The organism is Nitrosopumilus sp. b1 (genome assembly GCF_014078545.1).
In the GTDB taxonomy this organism is placed as follows: Archaea; Thermoproteota; Nitrososphaeria; order Nitrososphaerales; family Nitrosopumilaceae; genus PXYB01.
Map to the genome: position 1 here is coordinate 120,178 of NZ_MU078719.1, position 20,246 is coordinate 140,423.

28 protein-coding genes and 1 pseudogene are annotated in these 20,246 nt (G+C 34.9%); 16 read left to right on the top strand and 13 right to left on the bottom strand.

Features of this window, described 5'->3' with window-relative positions; genetic code table 11:
• The first annotated feature begins 68 nt into the window (after positions 1-68).
• The 3 genes from C6988_RS05515 to C6988_RS05525 all read left to right on the top strand — a co-directional run bounded on the left by C6988_RS05515 (position 69) and on the right by C6988_RS05525 (position 2,381).
• The gene (locus C6988_RS05515; protein ID WP_255464275.1) at positions 69-1,733 is read left to right on the top strand and encodes a peptidase; all 1,665 of its coding nucleotides are present in this window, start codon (positions 69-71) and stop codon (positions 1,731-1,733) included.
• A 15-nt stretch (positions 1,734-1,748) separates the two neighbouring features.
• Positions 1,749-1,955, top strand: coding sequence for a hypothetical protein (locus tag C6988_RS05520; RefSeq protein WP_182134059.1), 207 nt, complete (start codon positions 1,749-1,751; stop codon positions 1,953-1,955).
• 75 nt (positions 1,956-2,030) lie between these two features.
• On the top strand, positions 2,031-2,381 hold the full coding sequence (locus C6988_RS05525) for a response regulator (RefSeq protein ID WP_182134060.1): 351 nt from the start codon (positions 2,031-2,033) through the stop codon (positions 2,379-2,381).
• Here C6988_RS05525 and C6988_RS05530 read toward each other — a convergent pair whose 3' ends face one another.
• Complete coding sequence (locus C6988_RS05530; protein WP_182134061.1) at positions 2,382-2,780, bottom strand: phosphoribosyltransferase; 399 nt, start codon at positions 2,778-2,780, stop codon at positions 2,382-2,384.
• 4 nt (positions 2,781-2,784) lie between these two features.
• A complete protein-coding gene (locus tag C6988_RS05535) occupies positions 2,785-3,792 on the bottom strand; it encodes a cupredoxin domain-containing protein (RefSeq protein ID WP_182134062.1) in 1,008 nt (335 codons plus the stop codon).
• Positions 3,793-3,926: 134 nt separating this feature from the next.
• Here C6988_RS05535 and C6988_RS05540 point away from each other — a divergent pair, with 134 nt between their 5' ends.
• Positions 3,927-4,250, top strand: coding sequence for a P-II family nitrogen regulator (locus tag C6988_RS05540; RefSeq protein WP_182134063.1), 324 nt, complete (start codon positions 3,927-3,929; stop codon positions 4,248-4,250).
• Here C6988_RS05540 and C6988_RS05545 read toward each other — a convergent pair whose 3' ends face one another.
• The 5 genes from C6988_RS05545 to C6988_RS05565 form a co-directional block, all read right to left on the bottom strand.
• Positions 4,251-5,999 (bottom strand): cache domain-containing protein, encoded by a 1,749-nt coding sequence (locus tag C6988_RS05545; protein WP_255464276.1) that lies wholly within the window; start codon positions 5,997-5,999, stop codon positions 4,251-4,253.
• A gap of 46 nt (positions 6,000-6,045) precedes the next feature.
• Complete coding sequence (locus tag C6988_RS05550; protein WP_255464277.1) at positions 6,046-6,573, bottom strand: cupredoxin domain-containing protein; 528 nt, start codon at positions 6,571-6,573, stop codon at positions 6,046-6,048.
• 61 nt (positions 6,574-6,634) lie between these two features.
• Positions 6,635-7,105, bottom strand: a complete 471-nt coding sequence (locus C6988_RS05555) for a cupredoxin domain-containing protein (RefSeq protein ID WP_182134065.1) — start codon at positions 7,103-7,105, stop codon at positions 6,635-6,637.
• Positions 7,106-7,118: 13 nt separating this feature from the next.
• On the bottom strand, positions 7,119-7,544 hold the full coding sequence (locus tag C6988_RS05560; protein ID WP_182134066.1) for a universal stress protein: 426 nt from the start codon (positions 7,542-7,544) through the stop codon (positions 7,119-7,121).
• 79 nt (positions 7,545-7,623) lie between these two features.
• Complete coding sequence (locus C6988_RS05565) at positions 7,624-8,520, bottom strand: lactate/malate family dehydrogenase (protein WP_182134067.1); 897 nt, start codon at positions 8,518-8,520, stop codon at positions 7,624-7,626.
• Between the two features lie 115 nt (positions 8,521-8,635).
• Here C6988_RS05565 and C6988_RS05570 point away from each other — a divergent pair, with 115 nt between their 5' ends.
• The 5 genes from C6988_RS05570 (at position 8,636) to C6988_RS05590 (ending at position 11,643) form a co-directional block, all read left to right on the top strand.
• Entirely contained in the window at positions 8,636-8,974 is a 339-nt protein-coding gene (locus C6988_RS05570) for a helix-turn-helix transcriptional regulator (protein WP_182134068.1), read from the top strand.
• An 82-nt stretch (positions 8,975-9,056) separates the two neighbouring features.
• The gene (locus C6988_RS05575) at positions 9,057-9,905 is read left to right on the top strand and encodes a CBS domain-containing protein (RefSeq protein ID WP_182134069.1); all 849 of its coding nucleotides are present in this window, start codon (positions 9,057-9,059) and stop codon (positions 9,903-9,905) included.
• 60 nt (positions 9,906-9,965) lie between these two features.
• Complete coding sequence (locus tag C6988_RS05580; RefSeq protein WP_182134070.1) at positions 9,966-10,391, top strand: universal stress protein; 426 nt, start codon at positions 9,966-9,968, stop codon at positions 10,389-10,391.
• Positions 10,388-11,005, top strand: coding sequence for a phosphoribosyltransferase (locus C6988_RS05585; RefSeq protein ID WP_182134071.1), 618 nt, complete (start codon positions 10,388-10,390; stop codon positions 11,003-11,005). Before C6988_RS05580 ends, C6988_RS05585 begins: the two co-directional genes overlap by 4 nt.
• A 65-nt stretch (positions 11,006-11,070) precedes the next feature.
• Complete coding sequence (locus C6988_RS05590; protein WP_182134072.1) at positions 11,071-11,643, top strand: P-II family nitrogen regulator; 573 nt, start codon at positions 11,071-11,073, stop codon at positions 11,641-11,643.
• A gap of 232 nt (positions 11,644-11,875) precedes the next feature.
• Here the strand turns inward: C6988_RS05590 and C6988_RS05595 are convergent, their stop codons facing one another.
• On the bottom strand, positions 11,876-12,205 hold the full coding sequence (locus C6988_RS05595) for a P-II family nitrogen regulator (RefSeq protein WP_182134073.1): 330 nt from the start codon (positions 12,203-12,205) through the stop codon (positions 11,876-11,878).
• 101 nt (positions 12,206-12,306) lie between these two features.
• Between C6988_RS05595 and C6988_RS05600 the strand changes: the two genes are divergently transcribed.
• The 3 genes from C6988_RS05600 (at position 12,307) to C6988_RS05610 (ending at position 14,838) form a co-directional block, all read left to right on the top strand.
• On the top strand, positions 12,307-13,614 hold the full coding sequence (locus tag C6988_RS05600; RefSeq protein ID WP_182134074.1) for an ammonium transporter: 1,308 nt from the start codon (positions 12,307-12,309) through the stop codon (positions 13,612-13,614).
• 77 nt (positions 13,615-13,691) lie between these two features.
• Positions 13,692-14,222 carry a CBS domain-containing protein gene (locus tag C6988_RS05605; RefSeq protein ID WP_182134075.1) on the top strand — a complete coding sequence of 177 codons (531 nt, stop codon included), beginning with the start codon at positions 13,692-13,694 and terminating at the stop codon, positions 14,220-14,222.
• A 31-nt stretch (positions 14,223-14,253) separates the two neighbouring features.
• Positions 14,254-14,838: a hypothetical protein gene (locus C6988_RS05610; RefSeq protein ID WP_182134076.1), complete on the top strand. Its 585-nt coding sequence runs from the start codon at positions 14,254-14,256 to the stop codon at positions 14,836-14,838.
• A gap of 40 nt (positions 14,839-14,878) precedes the next feature.
• Here C6988_RS05610 and C6988_RS05615 read toward each other — a convergent pair whose 3' ends face one another.
• Positions 14,879-15,352, bottom strand: a complete 474-nt coding sequence (locus tag C6988_RS05615; protein WP_182134077.1) for an Hsp20/alpha crystallin family protein — start codon at positions 15,350-15,352, stop codon at positions 14,879-14,881.
• 129 nt (positions 15,353-15,481) lie between these two features.
• Between C6988_RS05615 and C6988_RS05620 the strand changes: the two genes are divergently transcribed.
• The gene (locus C6988_RS05620) at positions 15,482-15,754 is read left to right on the top strand and encodes a hypothetical protein (RefSeq protein WP_182134078.1); all 273 of its coding nucleotides are present in this window, start codon (positions 15,482-15,484) and stop codon (positions 15,752-15,754) included.
• Positions 15,755-15,775: 21 nt separating this feature from the next.
• On the opposite strand, the gene C6988_RS05625 is transcribed toward C6988_RS05620, so the two are convergent.
• The gene (locus tag C6988_RS05625; RefSeq protein WP_182134079.1) at positions 15,776-16,942 is read right to left on the bottom strand and encodes a CBS domain-containing protein; all 1,167 of its coding nucleotides are present in this window, start codon (positions 16,940-16,942) and stop codon (positions 15,776-15,778) included.
• A gap of 104 nt (positions 16,943-17,046) precedes the next feature.
• On the opposite strand from C6988_RS05625, the gene C6988_RS05630 reads away from it, so the two are divergent.
• Complete coding sequence (locus tag C6988_RS05630; protein ID WP_255464280.1) at positions 17,047-17,919, top strand: CBS domain-containing protein; 873 nt, start codon at positions 17,047-17,049, stop codon at positions 17,917-17,919.
• On the opposite strand, the gene C6988_RS05635 is transcribed toward C6988_RS05630, so the two are convergent.
• Positions 17,916-18,347, bottom strand: a complete 432-nt coding sequence (locus C6988_RS05635) for a universal stress protein (RefSeq protein ID WP_182134080.1) — start codon at positions 18,345-18,347, stop codon at positions 17,916-17,918. The genes C6988_RS05630 and C6988_RS05635 overlap by 4 nt on opposite strands.
• Positions 18,348-18,487: 140 nt before the next feature.
• On the opposite strand from C6988_RS05635, the gene C6988_RS05640 reads away from it, so the two are divergent.
• On the top strand, positions 18,488-18,916 hold the full coding sequence (locus C6988_RS05640; RefSeq protein ID WP_182134081.1) for a universal stress protein: 429 nt from the start codon (positions 18,488-18,490) through the stop codon (positions 18,914-18,916).
• Between the two features lie 70 nt (positions 18,917-18,986).
• Positions 18,987-19,364 (top strand): annotated as a pseudogene (locus C6988_RS05645) (universal stress protein); the annotation flags it as partial.
• A gap of 4 nt (positions 19,365-19,368) precedes the next feature.
• Here C6988_RS05645 and C6988_RS05650 read toward each other — a convergent pair.
• Positions 19,369-19,809: a CBS domain-containing protein gene (locus C6988_RS05650; protein WP_182134082.1), complete on the bottom strand. Its 441-nt coding sequence runs from the start codon at positions 19,807-19,809 to the stop codon at positions 19,369-19,371.
• A gap of 52 nt (positions 19,810-19,861) precedes the next feature.
• Positions 19,862-20,246 (bottom strand): universal stress protein (locus C6988_RS05655; RefSeq protein WP_255464283.1); only part of this gene is annotated, 385 nt, incomplete at its 5' end.

Below are 20,246 nucleotides of genomic sequence, written 5' to 3' on the forward strand. Positions count from 1 at the left end.
TGATGTCAGTGTTAAAAGTGATAAATTCGTCGTATACTTAAATAAGGAATTTTGACTATTTACTTTAGTTGTCATCAAAATTACCAATGCTTATTGCACTAGCTGCAATTATCGCAGTTCCATACATCGTAGATAATGCATTTGCACATGGACTAGGAGGAGACATGGCTCCACCAATAAGCTTTGGTGGAATGGAAGTGACAGTTAGCACTGAACTTAGTCCTTCAGATATTACTGTCGGTGAAGTCAATGAGGCTAACATGAAAGTTCGTTTCTTTGACACCCTTACTGATACTACATTTGAAAAAGTCACATACCGTGTAGAAGTCTGGCGTAGTGGTGATCTGTTAGCACGAAACCTGTTTTATGATCTTGATGGAATTCTAAATATCAAGATTCAACCAGTTTTAGGATGCACTGAAAATGACCTTTGGAGATGTACATCTTACTTTGGTTCACAACACGTTAGTGCACCTGGAGCACTGTTTGTAGAAAATGAAGGAAGACCCACCGTAAAGGGACCGATTTTTGATAAAGGTGGATTGTATAACATTAGAGTCGACATTGAAGGTGCAACCAGTCCAAAAACACAACTAGCACAGATTCTCAGTTATGATACCTTTGTTAGTGTTGCACAGGAGCAGGACTTTATGATTAATGCATATGCACAAGAAGTACCTGTGATTGTAAAAACATACTATGATCACGTTGATAATTTCTCATATGATACCAAAGATGATTCCATTTCATTTGATATGCCATTTGACTGGGATCCAGAATATGTCAGCCTAGTGCAAGTCGTTCACGAGGAAATCAGAGTTCCAAAGAGTTTTGCTCCTTATTCAGAAGGCAAACAATTCAAAGGATTTGTCAATGGCGTAGAAGTCGATAATCGCGTATTATTGTTAGATCCCTATTCCTATGAAGATTCAAACGTTGTTCATTTTCTTGTAACTGGCGCTGAACTTGAACGAATCAACAACGAATTAGGACCTGCAAATCAAAAAAGCGACATCATGAAATTTGAACTAGTCCCTCAAAGTGAAGTACAAAAAAATTCAATTGAGTTTTATCTAGTCAAACAAGACTCTGGAGCTAAATCTGGAACCAACGTTAACATCTCTTGGGATAGTCGATATGGAGTCAACGATGAAATTCCATTTGAGTTTACATTCTTTGATGAAAAAGGAAATCTCCTAAAGGATGTTCGTTATGCATACTATGTAATTGATTCTAAAAATAAAATTGTAACATCTGGAGGAACTGATCTCCAACAAGCTGATGGCATTGTAGCCTCTGAGGGAATCGATATCCAAAAAATCAAGCTCCCAAAACAGGACAGCTACAGAATTGATGTTGCTCTGTTAGGTCTGGGAATAAACTTTGAACAAAAATATGCTGGAATTGGCTCTGGACTAATTGAAGTAGGTCCTAGCACTGGAATGTCTGCCCCAAAAACATCTGCAGTGTCCATTCCTAACTGGGTTAGAAACAATGCTGGATGGTGGGCTGATGGACAAATTGGGGATTCTGATTTTGCATCAGGCATTGAATACATGATCAAAGAAAAAATCATCAAGGTCCCCCAAACTCAAAGTAAGGGAACTGGAGAATCCGTGATTCCTGATTGGGTTAGAAACAATGCGGGCTGGTGGTCAGAAGGTCTAATTTCTGATGAAGATTTTGCAAACGGTCTACAATTCTTGATTGCAAACGGTATAATTTCAGTTTAGAAAAAAGGTGATACTATGCGAGACATTAATGATATCATGCCAAAGATTCCCAACATGAAATGGGGCGCTTTACTCAACAAAGCTCCTACAAATGACAAAGTCGAGCAGATGAACAAAATCTTTCCTCACAACGGAAAATGGCATACAGTGTTTGAGGAAGAGGATCAGGTAGTAATTGATGGAAAACGAATCTGGAAAAAAGAGCCTGAAAAGTGGACATAATAGACTGATCGGTTGCTAGCCTGTTCGAAACTGACAAATATTTTGTTAATAATATAGAATTGTGATGATTCTCACTTGGCCAAAGTAATGGTAGCTGATGATTCAGAATCAATTCGAGTATTGCTCCGAGATGTTATTGCTATGGGAAAACACGAGCTGGTTGCAGAAGCAATAGACGGTCAAGATACAATTGACAAATTTAACAAATTCAAACCCGATGTCTTGCTTTTAGATCTGGCCATGCCAAAAAAAGATGGTATTACAATTTTGCGTGAGCTAATGCCAAAAAACCCCAATCTTAAAGTGATTATTGTCACTGCAAATGGAACTGAAAAAATTATTTCAGAATGTATGGATGCTGGCGCAACAGATTATGTAGCAAAACCATTTCAGCCAAAGGAAATATTAGAAAAAATTACAAATTAATTATCTGTGCTCAAATCTGTCCCACGGAAAAACAATGTACTCATCTCCATCTGTCATCTTTGCATAAACTAGTTGCTTTGGAAGTTTTTTTCCTCTTCTCGCAAAAATGGTAGCATAAATCATATCCTCTAGACTCTCAGCCTTTGGCGAAATCTTTTCAAAAGTATTTCCTGTATCATAGATATCATCAACAAATAAGGAATCTTTTGGAATGACATTTCTATCAACAAGAATTTTTTTAATTCCTAGTCTGTCGGCAAGTAATCTTGCTGGAACCAAACCTCCCCTGCTGATAGTCGAAATACTCTGAAAACTAATTCCTAAACTCTTGATTGAATTTTCTAGTACAGAGCAATACGATTCAATTTCTTCCCATGTGACATTCTTTTTTGGTGGCATTTGACTAGATCTTGACTGCACCTGGCTTTCTAAATGATCTTTTTCCTTTTCCATACATCATGTATAGAACTGCAATAATTGCCAAGGCACCAGGAATGGTAATTATTAAAATCAATATCTCATATTGCAATTCAACTCTTTTTGCAGGCTGAACAACAATCTCATGATGCTCTTGTTTTTGCGTATTGTCATAAACCATAGCAGTAAAAACTATGGTTCTCATGGACAGATCAGCTGCTGGCCCCCTTGCAGCGCTTTCAATACCTGAGCTTCCAGCACTTTCTATGTTTTCAAATCTTATCTCAATTGGACCTGGCTTGTCAAAAATATAATTTCTGTAATCACCTCCAACTGAGGTCAATCCCTCGTCACGAAATATCTCTACGTCACTTTGAAGTAAAATGAAATTATATTTCATCTTATCAAGATTAGAATTTGTTGCTGGATCATAGGTGTGATAAATGAAGGCAACTTTTTCATGTGTTAGAATTACATCAGGTTCCCAAGTAAGATCAAGCTCTACTAGACCATCATGAGTATACCCAATTATAGGAAATTCGTCAATCTTTTGACCATTTGCATCATGAGGATAATTTGGAATAGACTCTCCAACAAAGACAACTCCTTCCATCCAAGGATGGATTGTACAATAATAATTGAATAATCCTGTATTCAAAAAAGTAAAAGACCATGATTCATCTTTTAGAAATCTTCCACTATCAAATACTCCAGATGGCTCACCAAACTTTGTTCCGCTCATCCACCCAAACCTTCCAGTCCCTTGACCACTTGTTACAGTATGGCCTTCTCTATCATCATTAATCCAAGTTACAGTATCGCCAGCATTGATTGCAACTACTGGTGGCTCAAACCAATTATCTACAGGTGTATCAAATGTTGGATCATATGCACCAAAAGGAATACTAACAAAATATTCTTCTGCTGATGCAAAGCTTACTAGATTAACTACGGCAAAAGAGGAAACTAAAATTATAAACAAGAACGTCTTCATTATCGAAAATCTCACTTTTTCTTTACATAAATCATGCTCATGATTTTAGTTCTGATTATTAGTATTGATAATTATCAATATCAGATTCGATAATCAAATGTTCACTTTAAAGAAGATTAATCTCTAAACTCCTTATGAAAAAGATTGAAGCCATTGTTCGCAGCGAGGTTGCAAAAAATGTTGCTAACGAACTACACAGAAATAACATTGATGGAGTAACCTTGATTCAATCCTTGGGAAAGGGGTCTGGAGAGCGTCCTTGGATAGGAGGAGAACATGGTCACAGAATTGAATTTAATGCAGTTGATGTGATTATTACCATAGTGGATGACACCAAAGTATCTTCTACGATAGCTCTTATCTCTAAAATAGCACACACTGGAGAAAGAGGTGATGGAGTAATTTTTGTATCTAACATAGAGGATGCTTATAGCATAACTACAAACAAGAAAATTTAGTTATTTCTCGCTAACTATGTATGCAATAAACCCATACTCTTCATCCATTAAACCGCCACTTACTTTCTTAAACGAATATTCTTCAAGGGATTTTGCATTATCATAAAAGTCATCTCCAACGATTAATCCATTTGCAGGTGCTGCTCTGTTTATTTTTGCACAACGATTAACAGTTGAACCAAAAATGTCATTAACCGAGGATGTTGATATCTTTGCAATTCGTACAGGACCAAATGTGGCACTAATTCTATAGTCAAACGTAGGCAGATCTGCATTTTTCATGTCTTCTTTGATTTTATCACTTGATTTTCCCAAAGATAAGCAGCATTCTATGGTCTGTTTGAATACGTTTTTCTTATCATTTGGAAGTTTTGGGAAATAAAATAACAATGCATCTCCAATATTTTTTACAACGATGCCACCAAAATTCCTAACAATTGTTGCAGTTGAATTTAGAAATATTCTGTAAAATTCACTTGTATCTTCATCTGATAGCTTTGAAGTTATTTTTGTTGAATTCATTATGTCTACCATACATACACAATAATTTTCGCTATAATCAGAAAATTGTAAAAGAATGTCTTCCTGTTGTCTGATTACACTTTCCTTATCTTTAATCTCCAAGAGGGAATCTTGAAGTTTTTTTGCCATTGCATCAAATGTAACAGAGAGATTTCCAATCTCATCATTTGTCTTTATGTTGGTCCTTACTCCAAAATTACCTTCTGCAATTTCATTTGCAGCATTTTGCAATTTCTTTAATGGTCTTGAGATCCCTTTTGATAAGACAAAAGCAACACCTGCCATTATCACTGTAATTACTATTCCAGTTAGGAAAATTCTGTCTTGAAGAATTAAAATCGGTTCTATTACCTCTTCGGAGTCAATTTCTGCAAGTAATACGAATCCTAAATCCTTTGCACAATAAGATGAGCCGTAAATGTCTACTCCACGATAGTCCTTGTAAAGTCCGACTGTATTTTTACCATTTTCAAAACAATCCTTTACCGGTAGTGTCTCAACTTTTTGATTGAATATCGCATTCTCGATAAATCTTGATTCTGAAAGCATCACGTACTCATCATTTACTAGGTAGGTCTCACCAGTAACGCCTAATCCACCTCTGTTAAGTAAAATTTCATCAATTTGTGTAGTGCGCATTTTTGTAACCAAAACACCTATGGGTTCAGAAATACTTGTTGTTCCTGCTACGTAGATTGGAACAGAGACAATCATTTTTTTATCATTATTTGATGTTGCTTCAAAATCTACAAAGGATTGAGTTCTTCCATTGAGGAATGATTCTTCATTTGAAAAATCATCTGATGGTAATTTTGTAGTTGAAAAATACACAATTCCATTCTTTCCAATAATTTTTACATCCTCAAGACCAATTGAAAACCCTACAATATTTTGGAATTCTTTAATCTCTCCAAGGAATAACTCTTCACTTTGTTTAATTTTTTGCTTATAATTTGCATTATCATTATTGATCTCTTGAACTAAATTCTGAATCAGCCTGTCTCTTGATAAGACTTTGATCTCCTTAACTCTGGTATCAAGGATATCAGCTACAGCGTCACCTCGAATAGAGGATTCACTAATTAATTGCTCCCCTATTCTTTCAATAAGAATTTGTTCTGCATAATTAAAACTCAGAAATGCCGTTACAAATAATGCAGTAACTGAGACAAGGAGCACCAACAAAATTAATTTCTTATCGATGCTAAAGGGAACTTTTGTTATCAACTAGTATTTGTTTTAAACCGAGTCTTATAATAGCAACTATGAAAAATTATCTTACAGTTACAATTCCCACACGCCATGGGTGCAAGGTGCAAAAGTACTTGTAGACTCCTTCCTTGTCAAATTTGTGGGCAAATCTGTCTCCTGTATTTAGCATATCACTGTTAAAGAGACCTATGATCTTTCCTGAAGCATCTTGACTTTGAACTGTATGTCCTACTACATCATCATTTATCCATATCACTGTAGTTCCCACTTCTACTTCCAAATTCAAGGGCATAAACAATCCTGCATTACCCATTTTTGAGTTACCATTTGGAATGATGACATTTGCTACTTTGGTTTTCTTTGTCACTTCGGCTTTTTCTAATTTCTTTTCTTCAATTACAATAATTTCATGTTCTATTAGGTATTTTATGGCATTGAGAAAATCATCTTCTGTGGTTTTTCCCTCTCCATACCATAAAGCAGCCTGCTTTACCCAGTTTGGAATTTTCTCAGCTGAAACGACATGAATGCCTGGCACTGCAAACATGGCAACTATCAATATAATCACTGCATACTTTCGTTGCTTCACACAATACATTCATGAATTATCATTTAAAACATACAGTACAAGTATCAACATTGAGAATTAGTCAAATTAGATCCTTCCAAATTCCTTGAAACCCATCACTTGGTACAACCGTTAGAATTTTTATCTGTCCTAATTTTTCAAGGTACTGTCTCTTATCATAATAGTTGTATGTTCCTTCTTCTACGGGATATATCGTCAAAGTTTGATTTTCACCTGGAGCCAAAAGATCTGTTTGAATTTCAAGACCTTCAATGTATAACCTATGATGTTTATCGCCTTGGTTGATTACAGTCAGCAAATATGCAAAACTTGTTCTGGAAATAAGATCTGGATTTTCTCCTTGGATTCCTTTTATTCCCACCATTTTGACACCTTCTTCGGTATCTTGAAAAGCAACTGTTTGCTTTACTGTCTCTTGCCAAAAAATTTGTACATGTCGTATGTTTCCTGAACCAATAAAACCAACTATACCAGCTAGAGCTACGACTCCAACTATCAAAATAATAATGATGAATCGTTTATCTTTTTGCAATTATTCTTACTGGTTACTTTACTACTAAAACTGGTACCTTTGATTCATGCATGACATGATTAGACACACTACCAAGGAATTTTTCTTTGACTCCACTTAGTCCTCTGGCACCAATTACTATCATGTCGTATTTTCCCTTTTGAGCAAACTTGGAAATTAATTCTCCAGTGTTTCCTCCACCACCAGTTTGATACTTGAATTTTGCACCTGAATTTTCACATTTTCTCATTGCCGGGCCAATAGCCTTTACTGCCCTATCTTGTGCATCATCCTTCATTTTTTTGGTGTATTTTATGCCTGCAGCAAAGGGTAAATGAAATACATAGTAACCGGTAATCTCTGCATTACTTGCATTAGCAATCTCAATTGCTCTATCTAATCCTCTCATAGAGTTTTTTGACCCATCAAGGGGAACTAAAATTTTGGTGAATTTTGCCATACTGAATCACCTTAATATTCACATAATAAACTTGGTATAATTTTCAATATTGATAATATTCTAAAAATGAATTTTGAACCTAGCTCAAATATCCCTTTATGACTTGGGCAGATTTTCTTAGTAATTCTAACTCAAAATCTGATAATTTTATCTCATTAATACTATCTACTCCATTTTTACTAATTTTTACAGGTACTCCAAGACAAACATCTGATATTCCATATTGTCCTTCCACTAGCACCGATGCTGGAATCGAAATTTGTTTATCCTTACTTATTGCATCTAAAACATCGTATGTATTCTTTGCAATGCCAAAAACAGATCTTGCCTTGTAATCTCTTAGCTTTTTCCAATATCCAATTAACTTTAGGGTAATGGACTTTTTTTGTTCTTCACTAAGAAGATCCTTTACTGGTGTTCCTTTACACATTGCACGAGAAAATACTGGCACCATTGAATCCCCATGTTCCCCTAAAACCAATGCATCTTCGATCTCTGATTGATTTACTTTCAATTCCTCAGCTAGTAACAAGCGAAATCTACTTGAATCAAGACTGGATGCAACCCCTAGAACTCTGTTCTTTGGAAATTTGGATTCTCTAAGAAAAACATATGTCAGTACATCAAGAGGATTTGATACAACTACTACTTTGGAATTTGGGGTGTGTTTTTTTACTTCCAATGAAATTTCTCGCATCATTTTTACCTGCTGGTCTATCATGTCTGTTCTACTTTTAAGATAAGTACCACTACTTGCAGTTATTACGACGATTTCAGAATTTCTTATTTTTGCAAAATCACTAGTTCCAGAAACGGTTATAGAAGAATATTTTGGAATGGCATTTGAAATATCCATAGCTTCACCTACTGCCTCACTCTCAGTTTTATTGACCAAAATGATATCATCAAGGGAGTTACTCGCACAAAGAAATGCAAGGGCAGATCCCACCCGGCCACTTCCAATTATTGAAATCATGCCAAATTTTCCTTTCTGTACTATATAATACTCATAGTAAAATCCAATTTTAAGAACATGCACTGCATTGCAATGCAGTCTGAGTCATTATATCCAATTTTGACCAAGATATATCATGCAAACAATAGTTGTAGGCACAAAAATAGAGCAAGATGAAAGAAAAGAAGCAATACTGACGGTAATGTCTGACAATTACTGCAGGGCTATCCTAGAATCAACCATGGATAAACCAAAATCTGCAATGGAGATTAGTGCTGATGCAAAAATACCAATAAGCACAGTCTATAGAAGATTACAGACCCTTCATGATAACCGACTGTTGGGAATATCTGGCTCTATCAGTGATGATGGAAAAAAATACTTTCTTTACAAAAGCAAAGTAAAATCAATCTCGACCCATTTTAATGGGAATTATGTCGAAATAGAAGTCGTTCCTAACAAATCACAAAATTAGGAACTTCAAAATATTTTTCTTTTTGGCAATCAGACCTGATAATCAGAACGTGTTTTAAATTGAAATAATGAAAACATATACCATGGAACAAAAGTATACTTCACCAGTTATTACTGTAGATCCAAACGATTCTATTTTCCAAACATTACAAAAAATGCAGCTAAATTTTATCAAGCGTGTTGTAGTTGCTTTTGATAACAAACCAGTCGGAATTGTCACTGAACGTGATATCAACCATTATCTTGAGAATGACAAAACAGCAAAAGCATTAGATGAAATTCCCATCAAAAATGTAATGGAGAAAAATATTATCTCAATAACTGATGGTCAAGATGATCGTTTTAATCAATGCTCCACAAGAATGGAGACATTCAAAATTGGTTCTGTTATCATGGTAAACCAAGATGGAGAATTAATTGGTATCGTAAGCAAGACAGACATTACAAAAGCATTTTCGGTAGTTTATGGAGGAAAATACAAAGTCAAGGATTACATGAATGAAAAAGTCATCACATGTAGAAAATCTGATTCTCTAAAATTTGCATTAAGTATGATGAATAGTAATCATATCTCACGACTTGTAGTTACTGATGAAGATGGGACTCCATTAGGACTAATTTCAACAAACACATTTCTTACGCATAGTGATTACTTTTCTAAAGGACAAACGCGATCCAGAGATTATCTTCTTTCGGTTAATAATCAAAATTTACGAGTTGAAGATCTTCTTGATGATGAATTGCTAACCGTAGAGCCTCAGGAAGATTTAGCCTCAGCAGCAGGAATGATGATTAAAAACAAAGTAGGGGGAATTCCCGTAGTAAGCAATAAAAAATTAGTTGGAATAGTGACTAAGGATGACATAGTTAGAGCATTTTCTGTAGTTGGTTCTCATGAATACATTCGTTCAAAATACAAGGAATTTTACTAGATAACCCCAACTATGATAATCTTGTTTTGGTATTAAATTCAAAAATATGCTAGAAAAGTTATGTCTACAAAAATCCAAAAAATTCTTGTCCCACTTGATGGCTCAAAGAATTCGATTAGAGGACTAGATAACGCAATTTACTTGGCAAGACAATGTGGTGCAAAAATTACAGGAGTGTACATTTTACCTGTCCCTGCAGTGTATGCTCTTCATCCAATAGGATTTATCAAAACTGAATTAAATAAAGAGGCAAAGAATTTTCTCAACGATGCAAAAAAACGATGTGCAACAAAAGGTATTGTATTTAATTCCAAAATAATCGGGGGAGATCCTGGATATGATATAGTGAGATTCTCTAAAAATAAAAAATATGATCTGATAGTTATTGGAGCCAGAGGAAGAAGCCATCTAAAACAAGTTTTCTTAGGCAGTGTATCAAATTACGTATTACACAAATCCAAGATGCCTGTTCTTATTGTTAAATGATTGAGAATAGAACTATGGCAGGCAAAATGCTTGCTGAAAAATTAAAAAAATCTGTTAGTAATCCAATTGTCTTGGCAGTTCCTAGGGGTGGGGTTATTGTAGGGTATGAAATAGCAAAAAAACTTGGATGCTCACTAGATGTCGTAATTTCCAAAAAAATTACACCTCCAGATAATCCAGAATATGCAATTGGTGCTATAGTTCATGATGGTACATTATACAAAGGACCTAGCTGGGAGTATTATTCCAACACAAAAGATTTTGCCAAAGAAATAGAGAGTAAAAAAATTGAGGTTAATCGCCGATTGGAAATTTACCGAGGAAATGCAGATTATTCCCTTGATAAAAAAACTGTAGTTTTGGTTGATGATGGAATAGCTACCGGTGGGACAATTTTTGCCATTCTGAATTGGCTTAAAAAAATGAGACCCAGAGAAATAATACTGGCCATTCCTGTACTGCCGGAAAGCACATTTGAAATATTACAGAATCATACTCAAAGAATGATATTTTTAGAAAAACCAGTTGATTTTGCAGCAGTAGGCCAGTTTTTCAATAATTTTGAGCAAGTTTCTGATGATGAAGTAAAAGTCATACTCTCCAAATATCGTTAACTGTATGAATTTCGAGGTAGAGAATTAGAAACTCTCATAAATAATTAACCAGTCAAAAACTTGCATTGAAGAAAATTGAGGCTATAATAAAACGAGCAAATTTTCCTATTATTAGTGGCGAATTAGAGAGAATTGGCATTACAGTAATTGACAGACGAAATCTAGAAGACAGCAAGATCTCAAAACCAAGGAATGGCTCAAGAGCAGGTTTTACTAGCTTAATGGCAGTTCCCTTATCAAAGATTGAGTTGGTTGTTTCTGATAAACAAGCAAGAAAAGTAGTTGAGATTATCTCAAAAAAATCTGGATTATCAAGTGAGTCTGAGGGAAAGATCTTCATTTCTGAGATGACCGAAGTTGTAGACATGCAAACAATGGAAGGCAAAAAAGATCTTGAAGAAAATGCCCCAGAAAGAAAAGAAAAATCTAAACGAAGTAGACTAATTCCATTACAAAAATACACATTATTGAAACTAGAAAAAATCTACGAAGAAAACTCTGATCTCCTAAAAACCGATTACAGAATAAGATCATTTAGTGACTTTGTTAATTTTTGCATAATGGGATATCTTCCTACATTAGAAAAGCAGCTAAAACATCCAACAATTATTTACAATGATAAATTTGGGCAAATCTAGATTTAGCTATATGGCAAGAAAAGATACAATCCAATCAAAGTCATTCCAACTATGGCCAATCCAAGCTTTGCAAGAAAAAACTTTGAGACTTTCATATGTCAGAATAAATGATTCACTATGGTAAAAATCAAACCATTAGAGCCTAAAGATTATCTGAAACTTATTGCTATTGCAGGAATTATAGTTGGACCAATATTATTTGGACTGTACATACAACAAAATCCATAGTCTTTTAGATTACTGATTCACCCTCATCCCCGCTACCAATATCAATAGCGCGAAGAATCGGAGAAACAAAGATCTTTCCAACTTTGGCATTTTTCTTGATTAATTCTATTACCGTATCTTCCTTTGATTCAGGAATTATTAGCTCAATTACATACTTTTCAGTAAACTGTGGTACAAACACTTCAGTTCCCTTTGATGCGTGAATTTCTGGACCTGGATTTTTTCCACGTCCTTTCATCTTGGATACTGTAAGGCCCCCAACTGGAACTTTCTTTAATGCCTCACTAATCGCCATCACATCATTATTTCCAAGCAGGACTTGTACTCTGAGCATATTTGGTTTTTTCAAAAATCCCAAATATACTTTCAGTATTTGATAATCATTTGATTATCATTTTTAGCTATCATTATAAATTTTCAATAATCTGAATCATCATGGCAATTGATACGGGGGATACAGCTTGGATGCTTGTTGCCGGTTCTTTGGTACTTTTGATGATTCCAGCATTAGGAATGTTTGAATCTGGTTTAATGAGAAAGAAAAACACTGTATCTGTTTTCATGCAGATCTTCTTTGGTTTAGCACTTCTCAGCGTAATGTGGTTTGCATTTGGATTTAGTCTATCATTTGGTCCTGATACCATGGGCGTAGTTGGAAATCTTGATTGGACCTTCCTCAGAGGAATAGCATCTGATGGGCCATTGGAACAATATGCTCCAACAATTCCTGGTATGCTCTTTGTTAAATTTCAATTAATGTTTGCAGCAATTACTCCGCTTCTATTAACAGGTGTAATTGCAGAAAGAATGAAGTTTAGTTCTTTTATCATCTTTATAGCTGCATGGTCGATGCTGATCTACTATCCTCTAGTACATTGGGTATGGGGCGGTGGATGGTTAGCACAGATGGGCGTTGTTGACTTTGCAGGAGGAATTGTTATTCACACAAGTGTAGGAATGGGTGCTCTTGCCGCAGCATTGGTTCTTGGAAGGCGAAGACATTACGGTCCTTCGATAATGGTTCCACATAGCATTCCACTTGCTGTAATTGGTTCTTCATTATTGTGGCTAGGTTGGTTTGGCTTTAATGCTGGAAGTGCACTTGCCTCTGGTGGACTCGCTGGTAACACTGTAATTGTAACACATTTAGCTTCTTCAGTATCTGCCCTCATTTGGGTAGGTCTATCTTGGATGAGAACTGGAAAACCAAGCGTTATTGCAGCCGTTAACGGTGCGATTGCTGGCTTGGCAGGAATCACCCCCGCCTCTGGATTCGTTAGCGTTGAGCACTCTTTTGTAATTGGTATTGCAATCGGAATTGCCTCCTATTCTGGAGTTGTTTTATTCAAAGAAAAATTAAAGATTGATGATGCACTTGATGTTAGCTCTGTTCACGGAGTAGCTGGAATAATTGGTTCATTAGCAATTGGTATCTTTGCAAGTTCTATGATAAATCCAAGTGGACCAGATGGCTTTTTGTTTGGAAACCCTGATCAAATGTTGCCCCAAGCAATAGGTGTCGGAGTTGCAGCTGCACTTGGGTTTGGAGGTACCTGGATAATCATGCAAGTGATAAAGCATCTGATTGGCATTCGAGTCACTCCGGAAGTGGAAGATGCTGGACTAGACATCAGTGAGCACGCAGAATCTGCGTATTCTGATGAGGAGGAATTTAGATTAGATATGGATGATTACGTTAAAGACAAAGAAGAATCTGATGAATTTTTCTTTAAAAAACGCTAGTCCACGATTATCAGTATTGAAATTTAATTAACAATTAAAGTAGTGCTTGGTATTATCTAGTTCGAATGTCCTTGTACATGTTAAACGATCCAGTCTCAAGATTTACTCACCTTCATATAATCTCTGTTTCCCATGATATCTCTGTCACTGATGCTGCCAAAGAGTTGGATAAACAAAAGACCGACAGTATACTAGTCCATGAAAACAATGAGCTTATCGGAATTGTCACACTCAAAGATATTTTGACAAAAATTGTGGCAAAAGGAAAAAACCCAAATGAAACAAAGATTGGCGAAATTGCAAATAAACCTCTACTAAAAATTCACAAAGATTCCAAAGTCAAAGATGCTTTAAAATTAATGAAACAACATGATATTCGAAGACTAATTGTTACAAATGATGAACGACCAATTGGTATCCTCTCCAGAAAAGTAGTAATTGGAAATATGGGCGAGTATTCTGTAGACTTGCCAGAGCTTGAAATTCCTGAAAAAGTAAAGTGCCCTTACTGCTCATCTGAGTTCTCAGAAAAAAAGGCCCTTTCAAAGCACATTGATGACATACATATTGGAAAAGGCCTCTTAGAGGGAAACCTATCAAAAACATAAACCTGATATCGTGTAAATTCTACTTCTTTATGTGAAATCTACAGTTAAGAGGCAACCTCACTCTAAAGATAAAGAAAAAACACGCAGTATCACATACAGATTACCAGCCAAAATTGTTGAAGGATTAGAGACTGAGGCCACCCAAAAAAATATTTCACAAAATGTCCTTGTAAAACAAATTCTCGAAAAATATCTTCAATGGGATAGATTCGGTGACAAAATTGGCATGATACCAATCCCAAAAGGAATTCTTGATTCTTTGGGAAAAGACATGGAAGGTGATGATATTGCAGAAATTATTGAGGTAATTCTACCTATGGTAAAAGACACTGTCTTGTTTATGAAAGGAGGATACGACCTAAAGCGCTGTATCGAAACATTAGAAGATTACATGAAGATCTCAGGAATGAAATCCGATCACAGAATAGAAGGAAACATTCATCATTTTATTATTCAACATAATCTTGGAATCAAATGGTCACTATTTACTGAAGCATTACTTAAGGAAATATTTCACTCGTTTGTACCTGAAAAAAATATCAATTTTAAAACAACATCAAATACTGTTGTTACATCAATACCGCTAGGATCTGATTTTAACGAGCACGATTACTAGAATTTTTCTGAATTCCTAGACTAGTCTAAAAAAATAAAAATTATTGAACAGATATGGATGTCTTCTTTGGTTTTGATGTCGGCGTCACTTTTGGAATAATTACGTCTAAAACTCCATCAGTAAGCTTTGCTTTTGCATTTCCGGAAATTACTTTTTCTGTTAATGGAATAGTTCTGTAAAATGAAACTTGCTTTCGTTCTTTTGTAAGATAATTCTTCTTTTTTTCCTCAGATTCTTCCTTGTGTTCTGCAGAAATTTCTACAGAATTATCAGTAACGTTAAGCTTTATTCCATTTTTCTTAACGCCTGGAATATCCATCTTTATTCGAAACTGCTTCCCTTCATCAATTACATCACAAGACGAATCTTGCATCTTTGGTATTGGAGGAAATGATGCAAAAGATCTCTCTAAATCCCTGCGTAAATTGTCAAAAGCTCTATCAATATCTGTCCAACCTGTTCGCCAAAAGGGTGAAATTTGTGCCTGTTTTTTTGCTTTTTGAACTTTAGTCATTAGCTAAAATTGCATTTTCATAAATAATTAGATAAAGAAGATTCTCTGTTTTGATAATAACCTTATGGTAATTTAAAAAATAAGAACAAAATGCTTAATGTTTAATAAAAGTTCGAGCAACTAATAGTCATGGCAATTGATAAAGAAATTGTTTCACACTTAGAGAATCACATTGAAACCATGATTAGTAATATGGGAATTTACATACCTTGTATTAAAATTGCATTTCCTTACACCACAAATTTAGCTGATGCCTGTTTTAGTGTGATAATGGGTAGTGCATTAACAGTATTCATAAATCAATATGCAATGCGAATGAAGTATCCCTCCTCGGATGATTTTACAGAATTTGGAAAGATTACAGAAAAATTTCGTGAAGAAGTAAATAGTTCTTTCAAATAACTATTCTATTCTGATTTTGTGTTAAACTTGTGTTATTGGGGCGTCAAGTTTTCTGATACTAATCTTGTTACGTCGTTTAGCACGTTTTGAAAGATTTCGAAGCAGTTTTTGACTTTGCTCCTCAATTACATTGCCCAGATCCCAACCTGTACCTTCTTGTCGAAATGTATTATGAGGCGTTATAATTCTGATCGAGACCTCATAAAATTTTCTCTGACCGTTTTTTCTTGTTTGTTTTATTGTGACACGTGCTTCCTGTATTTCTGAATAGACTTTTTGTATTCTCTTTAGAGCCTTAACAAATTTTGAATGAATCAGCTCCTCATTTTTTAGATCTTCAGGCAAGCCTACTATGTATAATGGAATTTCACTCTCCATCTTTACTGCAAGAAGACTTACTATATCACGTACAGTAATTATTCCGTGAATTTCTTCCCAAAGATTTACCAAGCAGCAAGTTGTACCTGATTTCTGCATTAGCTGTATTACGTGGTTCAAGTCATGTTTTGGTGAACACTGAGGGATTCTTGTACTACCAATATTGCCTATTTCTGATTGTAAATTACGAATTCTTTTCATTCCAATTGAACCCCTGGAAAGCTTTTCTGGGGGGATTATCGCCTTGACCAAATGTGATGATGTTAAAACCTGCTTGATTACTCCTTTATGCAATACTGGAAGATGATCAATCCTTTTACTAGTCATAATCTTTCTTGCTGCACTAAGTGATTCATTCGAATCAATCGTGATTGGGTTGCTAGTAAAGACCACACTAGCATTTATCCATTTGTTATCTTTTTTAGAGATTAATTCTAGAATTTTTTCTGCTGGAACAACTCCGATGATTTCTTGTTTTGAAACTACTGGTACCGATCTTACTCGATAATGTGTTAGTATATTGGCTGCTTTCTGAACAGTGTCATTTATTGATAAAGAAGGAATTACTGATAGGAAAGGTCTGATATTCATATCTAAGATGTCTTTTCCAAGTAATAATTCTCGTACATTTGTTGATAAAATAGAATCATTTTCCATGCAAAATACGTCATATGCGTCATTTTCTGACATTTTGTTGATTACCTTTGATACGGTGTCTGATGATTCAATTGTTATCCCAGGTTGAATCAATGATTTTATCGGATAATTGTAAATCTCTTTAAAGTGATCATATATTGTATCTGCTAGCATTTACCTACATTGCTAATGTTTTAAATTAAAAGAAATCAGATGATTTTCATCATTGATTTTCATCAATGATATTCTTATGCAAATATTTAACAACAAAAATTCACATGAATTCATTGCTACTAAAAAAATCAGATTTGAATCAGGTTATTATAAAAAAATCCATCACCATCTCCCCTAGTACTACGTTATTAGAAGCAAGGGAGACACTACTCCGTCATAAATTAAAACGCCTTATTGTAGTCAACTCTAAAAATATCCCTGTTGGAATAATCACCGAAAAAGACATTGTAAAAACCGTCTACGCCTTAGGTGACAAGTCCATTGCATCAGTAAAGGTAGGCGGTTTTATGTCAAAAAATCTAGTTACTATCAAAAAAACTGATTCAGTCTACCAGTGTGCAAAACTAATGTATCGAAACAAAATCAGCTCAATAATCGCCGTAAACCAAGATGGGACTCTTTATGGAATAATTACCAAGACGGATCTGGCATCAATCTTTCTTACCCAAGTCGTTGAACCAATCAAGGTATCAAAGATCATGACTCGTAAAGTCATTACTGCTATGCCTGGTGACTCTTTACTTTATGTCGAAACACTTCTTATCAATAATAGAATCTCTAGAGTTGTTGTTCAAAGGAACAACATTCCTGTAGGTATTATTACCTTCCGAGATTTTGTTCCTGCAAAATTACCACATTGGTTAGTAGAATCAGCAGATCCCAAGGAAGTTGAAAATTATCGATTACATTCCCAACTCACCGAATTAAGAGTAAACCAAATGAGTCATCTTTTACAGTTTAAGGCAGTAGATATTATGTCAGCAAATCCTGTTACTGTTGATGATGATGAAGATGTAGGTGTGGCAGTCATGTTAATGATTAGAAATAATATTAGTGGAATTCCTGTTGTGAAAAAGAAAAAATTAGTTGGAATTATTACCAAAGCAGATATTGTTAAAGCTATAGCACAGCATTAATTTTTTATTATCAATACTGAACAAGGAGAATTATTTACTAGCTTATTTGAAACACTTCCCAATAACAAGCGTAGTGTTTTTCCTAAACCCCTGCTTCCCATTACAATCAGATTTGTATTATCTTTTTTTGCAATCTTGATAATTTCCTCTGCAACATTTCCTTCTTTGATTAGATGTTTTGCATCAATCCCGTTTTGAACTGCAAGAGCCAACGATTTCTTGATTACTTTATCTCCAAATTTTCTAACCATCGACAGATACTCTTTTTTATCAAGAAAGCTTATTGAGTGTGATTTATCAACAACATAAATCAAAGTAACCTTAGAGTGATAGTTCTTTGTCAACTCACATGCATGAAGCAATGCTTTTTCAGCAAATTTTGAACCATCAACTGGAACAAGAATTTTTGTATATTGTAACCGTTTCATGCTATGAATAAACATATGAACACTTTAATCTTATATCATTTATCAGACCTGATAATTAGAATTGATAATCTGTCTGAAACTAATTACTAATATTGAGAATCTTGTTTGGATATTAAATTCTTAAATTAATTATTATCACCATGATTAAAAAAAATTTCAAGAAGATCCTAGTTCCTCTTGACGGTTCAAAAAATTCTCTTCGTGGATTAGATCATGCCATTTACTTGGCTAGACAATGCCAAGCAACTTTAACTGGAATTTACATCATGCCCATTTATCCAAGAAGTTTCTCAGATTCTATCATGCCCTATCAAATAGTCCTAAAGAAAGAGGCTGCTAAATTCATGAATAAGGCAAAAACCATATCTGCCAAAAAAGGAATTGCTTTTAGCTCAAAGATTGATTATGGGAGTCCTAGTATCGACATATCTAATTTTGCCAAAGACAAGAAATTTGATCTAATTGTAATTGGCTCTCGAGGAAATTCCCGGATCAAGGAAACATTTCTTGGTAGTGTCGCAAACGGTATAGTTCACAAATCAAAAGTTCCTGTTTTGGTTGTAAAGTGAAATAAGGTTGGAAATAAAGCACATTCTAGTACCGTTTGATGATTCTGACTGATCTTTTAACGCATTTAATTTTGCTTTAGATCTCGCAAAAAAATACCGCGCTAGTCTTTCAGTAGTCACTGTCATGTATAGTAGTGTCTTAGGAAGCTCGTTTCTGGATATACCCTCTCATGAAACTTACATTGAAAAAACCAGACTCAAGAGACTCTCTCATGTTTTTAACCGACTAAAACTTGCAGCAGAAAAATTCCAAATTCCATTTATTTCCGAAATAATCTTGTCATCATCTGTAGCTGAATCATTATTGTCGTTTGCCAATTCATACAAAGTCGATTTAATAGTGCTCGGGACTAGAGGCCGAACAGGTTCTCCATTAAGGTTGCAGTTAGGAAGTGTCGCTACTTTGATCTCTCATAATGCGACATGTCCAGTATTATTAGTAAAATAATTTTTTACTGAGATTTTTCCATTCGTAAAAGGATTTGATCACAAATTCTTCTCATTTCGGAATCAGAACCTGTGCTACAGATCTTTACAAGATCACTTGTAGTAATTATGCCTACAATTGCATCGTTCTCGGTAGCAACCACTTTGTGAATGTTTTTTGTTTTCATCATTTCAGCTGCTTCCCAAACTGTCTCATCCGAATCAATAGTGATTAATGGTGAAGACATTACTTCTTTTACTAAATCAGAACCTGCTTTGTTATCCGCAACTATTCGCTTTACAAAATCCCTTTCAGTAATTATGCCAATTGGAGAATTATCCTCTGTGATGATTGCGCAACCCACATCAGATTTACTCATTAATTGAGCTGTTTCTTTAATCGTCTTATTCTGATCAATGGATACAATCTTCTTATTCATAACGTCTTTAACAAATGTATGTGCCATAGTTCTTACTTGTCACTCCTATCTATAAAGTAATATTCGAAGCTGAAAATATTCATTTTACAATCAAAACCGGTACTGATGATTTATGGAGTACATAATTAGACGTGCTTCCTAAGAAGAAACCCTTTACTGTTCCTACACCTCTAGAACCAATTACGATAAGATCAAACTTTCCTTTTTTTGCATAATCAACAATTTTTTTACCTTCATCCCCATAGAGAACTTTATCTTCAAACAAAATTCCATTTTCTCCTGCACGTTTTTTGGATTTTTGCATAAACTGTGATGCATGTTTTAGCAGATATCTCTCTACATAAGAAATCTGATCATTTTTTTTCGGTTCTTGAATTGGTGTAACATACAATCCAGTTATGGTTGCTTGGCATTGTCTAGCCAAGTAAATGGCATGATCTAATCCACGAAGAGAATTTTTTGAA

Excerpts from the sequence above, each read along its gene's own strand:
- C6988_RS05520 (WP_182134059.1), top strand. The coding sequence starts at position 1,749 with ATGCGAGACATTAATGATATCATGCCAAAGATTCCCAACATGAAATGG.
- C6988_RS05530 (WP_182134061.1), bottom strand. The coding sequence starts at position 2,780 with ATGCCACCAAAAAAGAATGTCACATGGGAAGAAATTGAATCGTATTGC.
- C6988_RS05535 (WP_182134062.1), bottom strand. The coding sequence starts at position 3,792 with ATGAAGACGTTCTTGTTTATAATTTTAGTTTCCTCTTTTGCCGTAGTT.
- C6988_RS05540 (WP_182134063.1), top strand. The coding sequence starts at position 3,927 with ATGAAAAAGATTGAAGCCATTGTTCGCAGCGAGGTTGCAAAAAATGTT.
- C6988_RS05560 (WP_182134066.1), bottom strand. The coding sequence starts at position 7,544 with ATGGCAAAATTCACCAAAATTTTAGTTCCCCTTGATGGGTCAAAAAAC.
- C6988_RS05565 (WP_182134067.1), bottom strand. The coding sequence starts at position 8,520 with ATGATTTCAATAATTGGAAGTGGCCGGGTGGGATCTGCCCTTGCATTT.
- C6988_RS05570 (WP_182134068.1), top strand. The coding sequence starts at position 8,636 with ATGCAAACAATAGTTGTAGGCACAAAAATAGAGCAAGATGAAAGAAAA.
- C6988_RS05575 (WP_182134069.1), top strand. The coding sequence starts at position 9,057 with ATGGAACAAAAGTATACTTCACCAGTTATTACTGTAGATCCAAACGAT.
- C6988_RS05580 (WP_182134070.1), top strand. The coding sequence starts at position 9,966 with ATGTCTACAAAAATCCAAAAAATTCTTGTCCCACTTGATGGCTCAAAG.
- C6988_RS05585 (WP_182134071.1), top strand. The coding sequence starts at position 10,388 with ATGATTGAGAATAGAACTATGGCAGGCAAAATGCTTGCTGAAAAATTA.
- C6988_RS05595 (WP_182134073.1), bottom strand. The coding sequence starts at position 12,205 with ATGCTCAGAGTACAAGTCCTGCTTGGAAATAATGATGTGATGGCGATT.
- C6988_RS05600 (WP_182134074.1), top strand. The coding sequence starts at position 12,307 with ATGGCAATTGATACGGGGGATACAGCTTGGATGCTTGTTGCCGGTTCT.
- C6988_RS05605 (WP_182134075.1), top strand. The coding sequence starts at position 13,692 with ATGTTAAACGATCCAGTCTCAAGATTTACTCACCTTCATATAATCTCT.
- C6988_RS05615 (WP_182134077.1), bottom strand. The coding sequence starts at position 15,352 with ATGACTAAAGTTCAAAAAGCAAAAAAACAGGCACAAATTTCACCCTTT.
- C6988_RS05620 (WP_182134078.1), top strand. The coding sequence starts at position 15,482 with ATGGCAATTGATAAAGAAATTGTTTCACACTTAGAGAATCACATTGAA.
- C6988_RS05625 (WP_182134079.1), bottom strand. The coding sequence starts at position 16,942 with ATGCTAGCAGATACAATATATGATCACTTTAAAGAGATTTACAATTAT.
- C6988_RS05630 (WP_255464280.1), top strand. The coding sequence starts at position 17,047 with ATGAATTCATTGCTACTAAAAAAATCAGATTTGAATCAGGTTATTATA.
- C6988_RS05635 (WP_182134080.1), bottom strand. The coding sequence starts at position 18,347 with ATGAAACGGTTACAATATACAAAAATTCTTGTTCCAGTTGATGGTTCA.
- C6988_RS05640 (WP_182134081.1), top strand. The coding sequence starts at position 18,488 with ATGATTAAAAAAAATTTCAAGAAGATCCTAGTTCCTCTTGACGGTTCA.
- C6988_RS05650 (WP_182134082.1), bottom strand. The coding sequence starts at position 19,809 with ATGGCACATACATTTGTTAAAGACGTTATGAATAAGAAGATTGTATCC.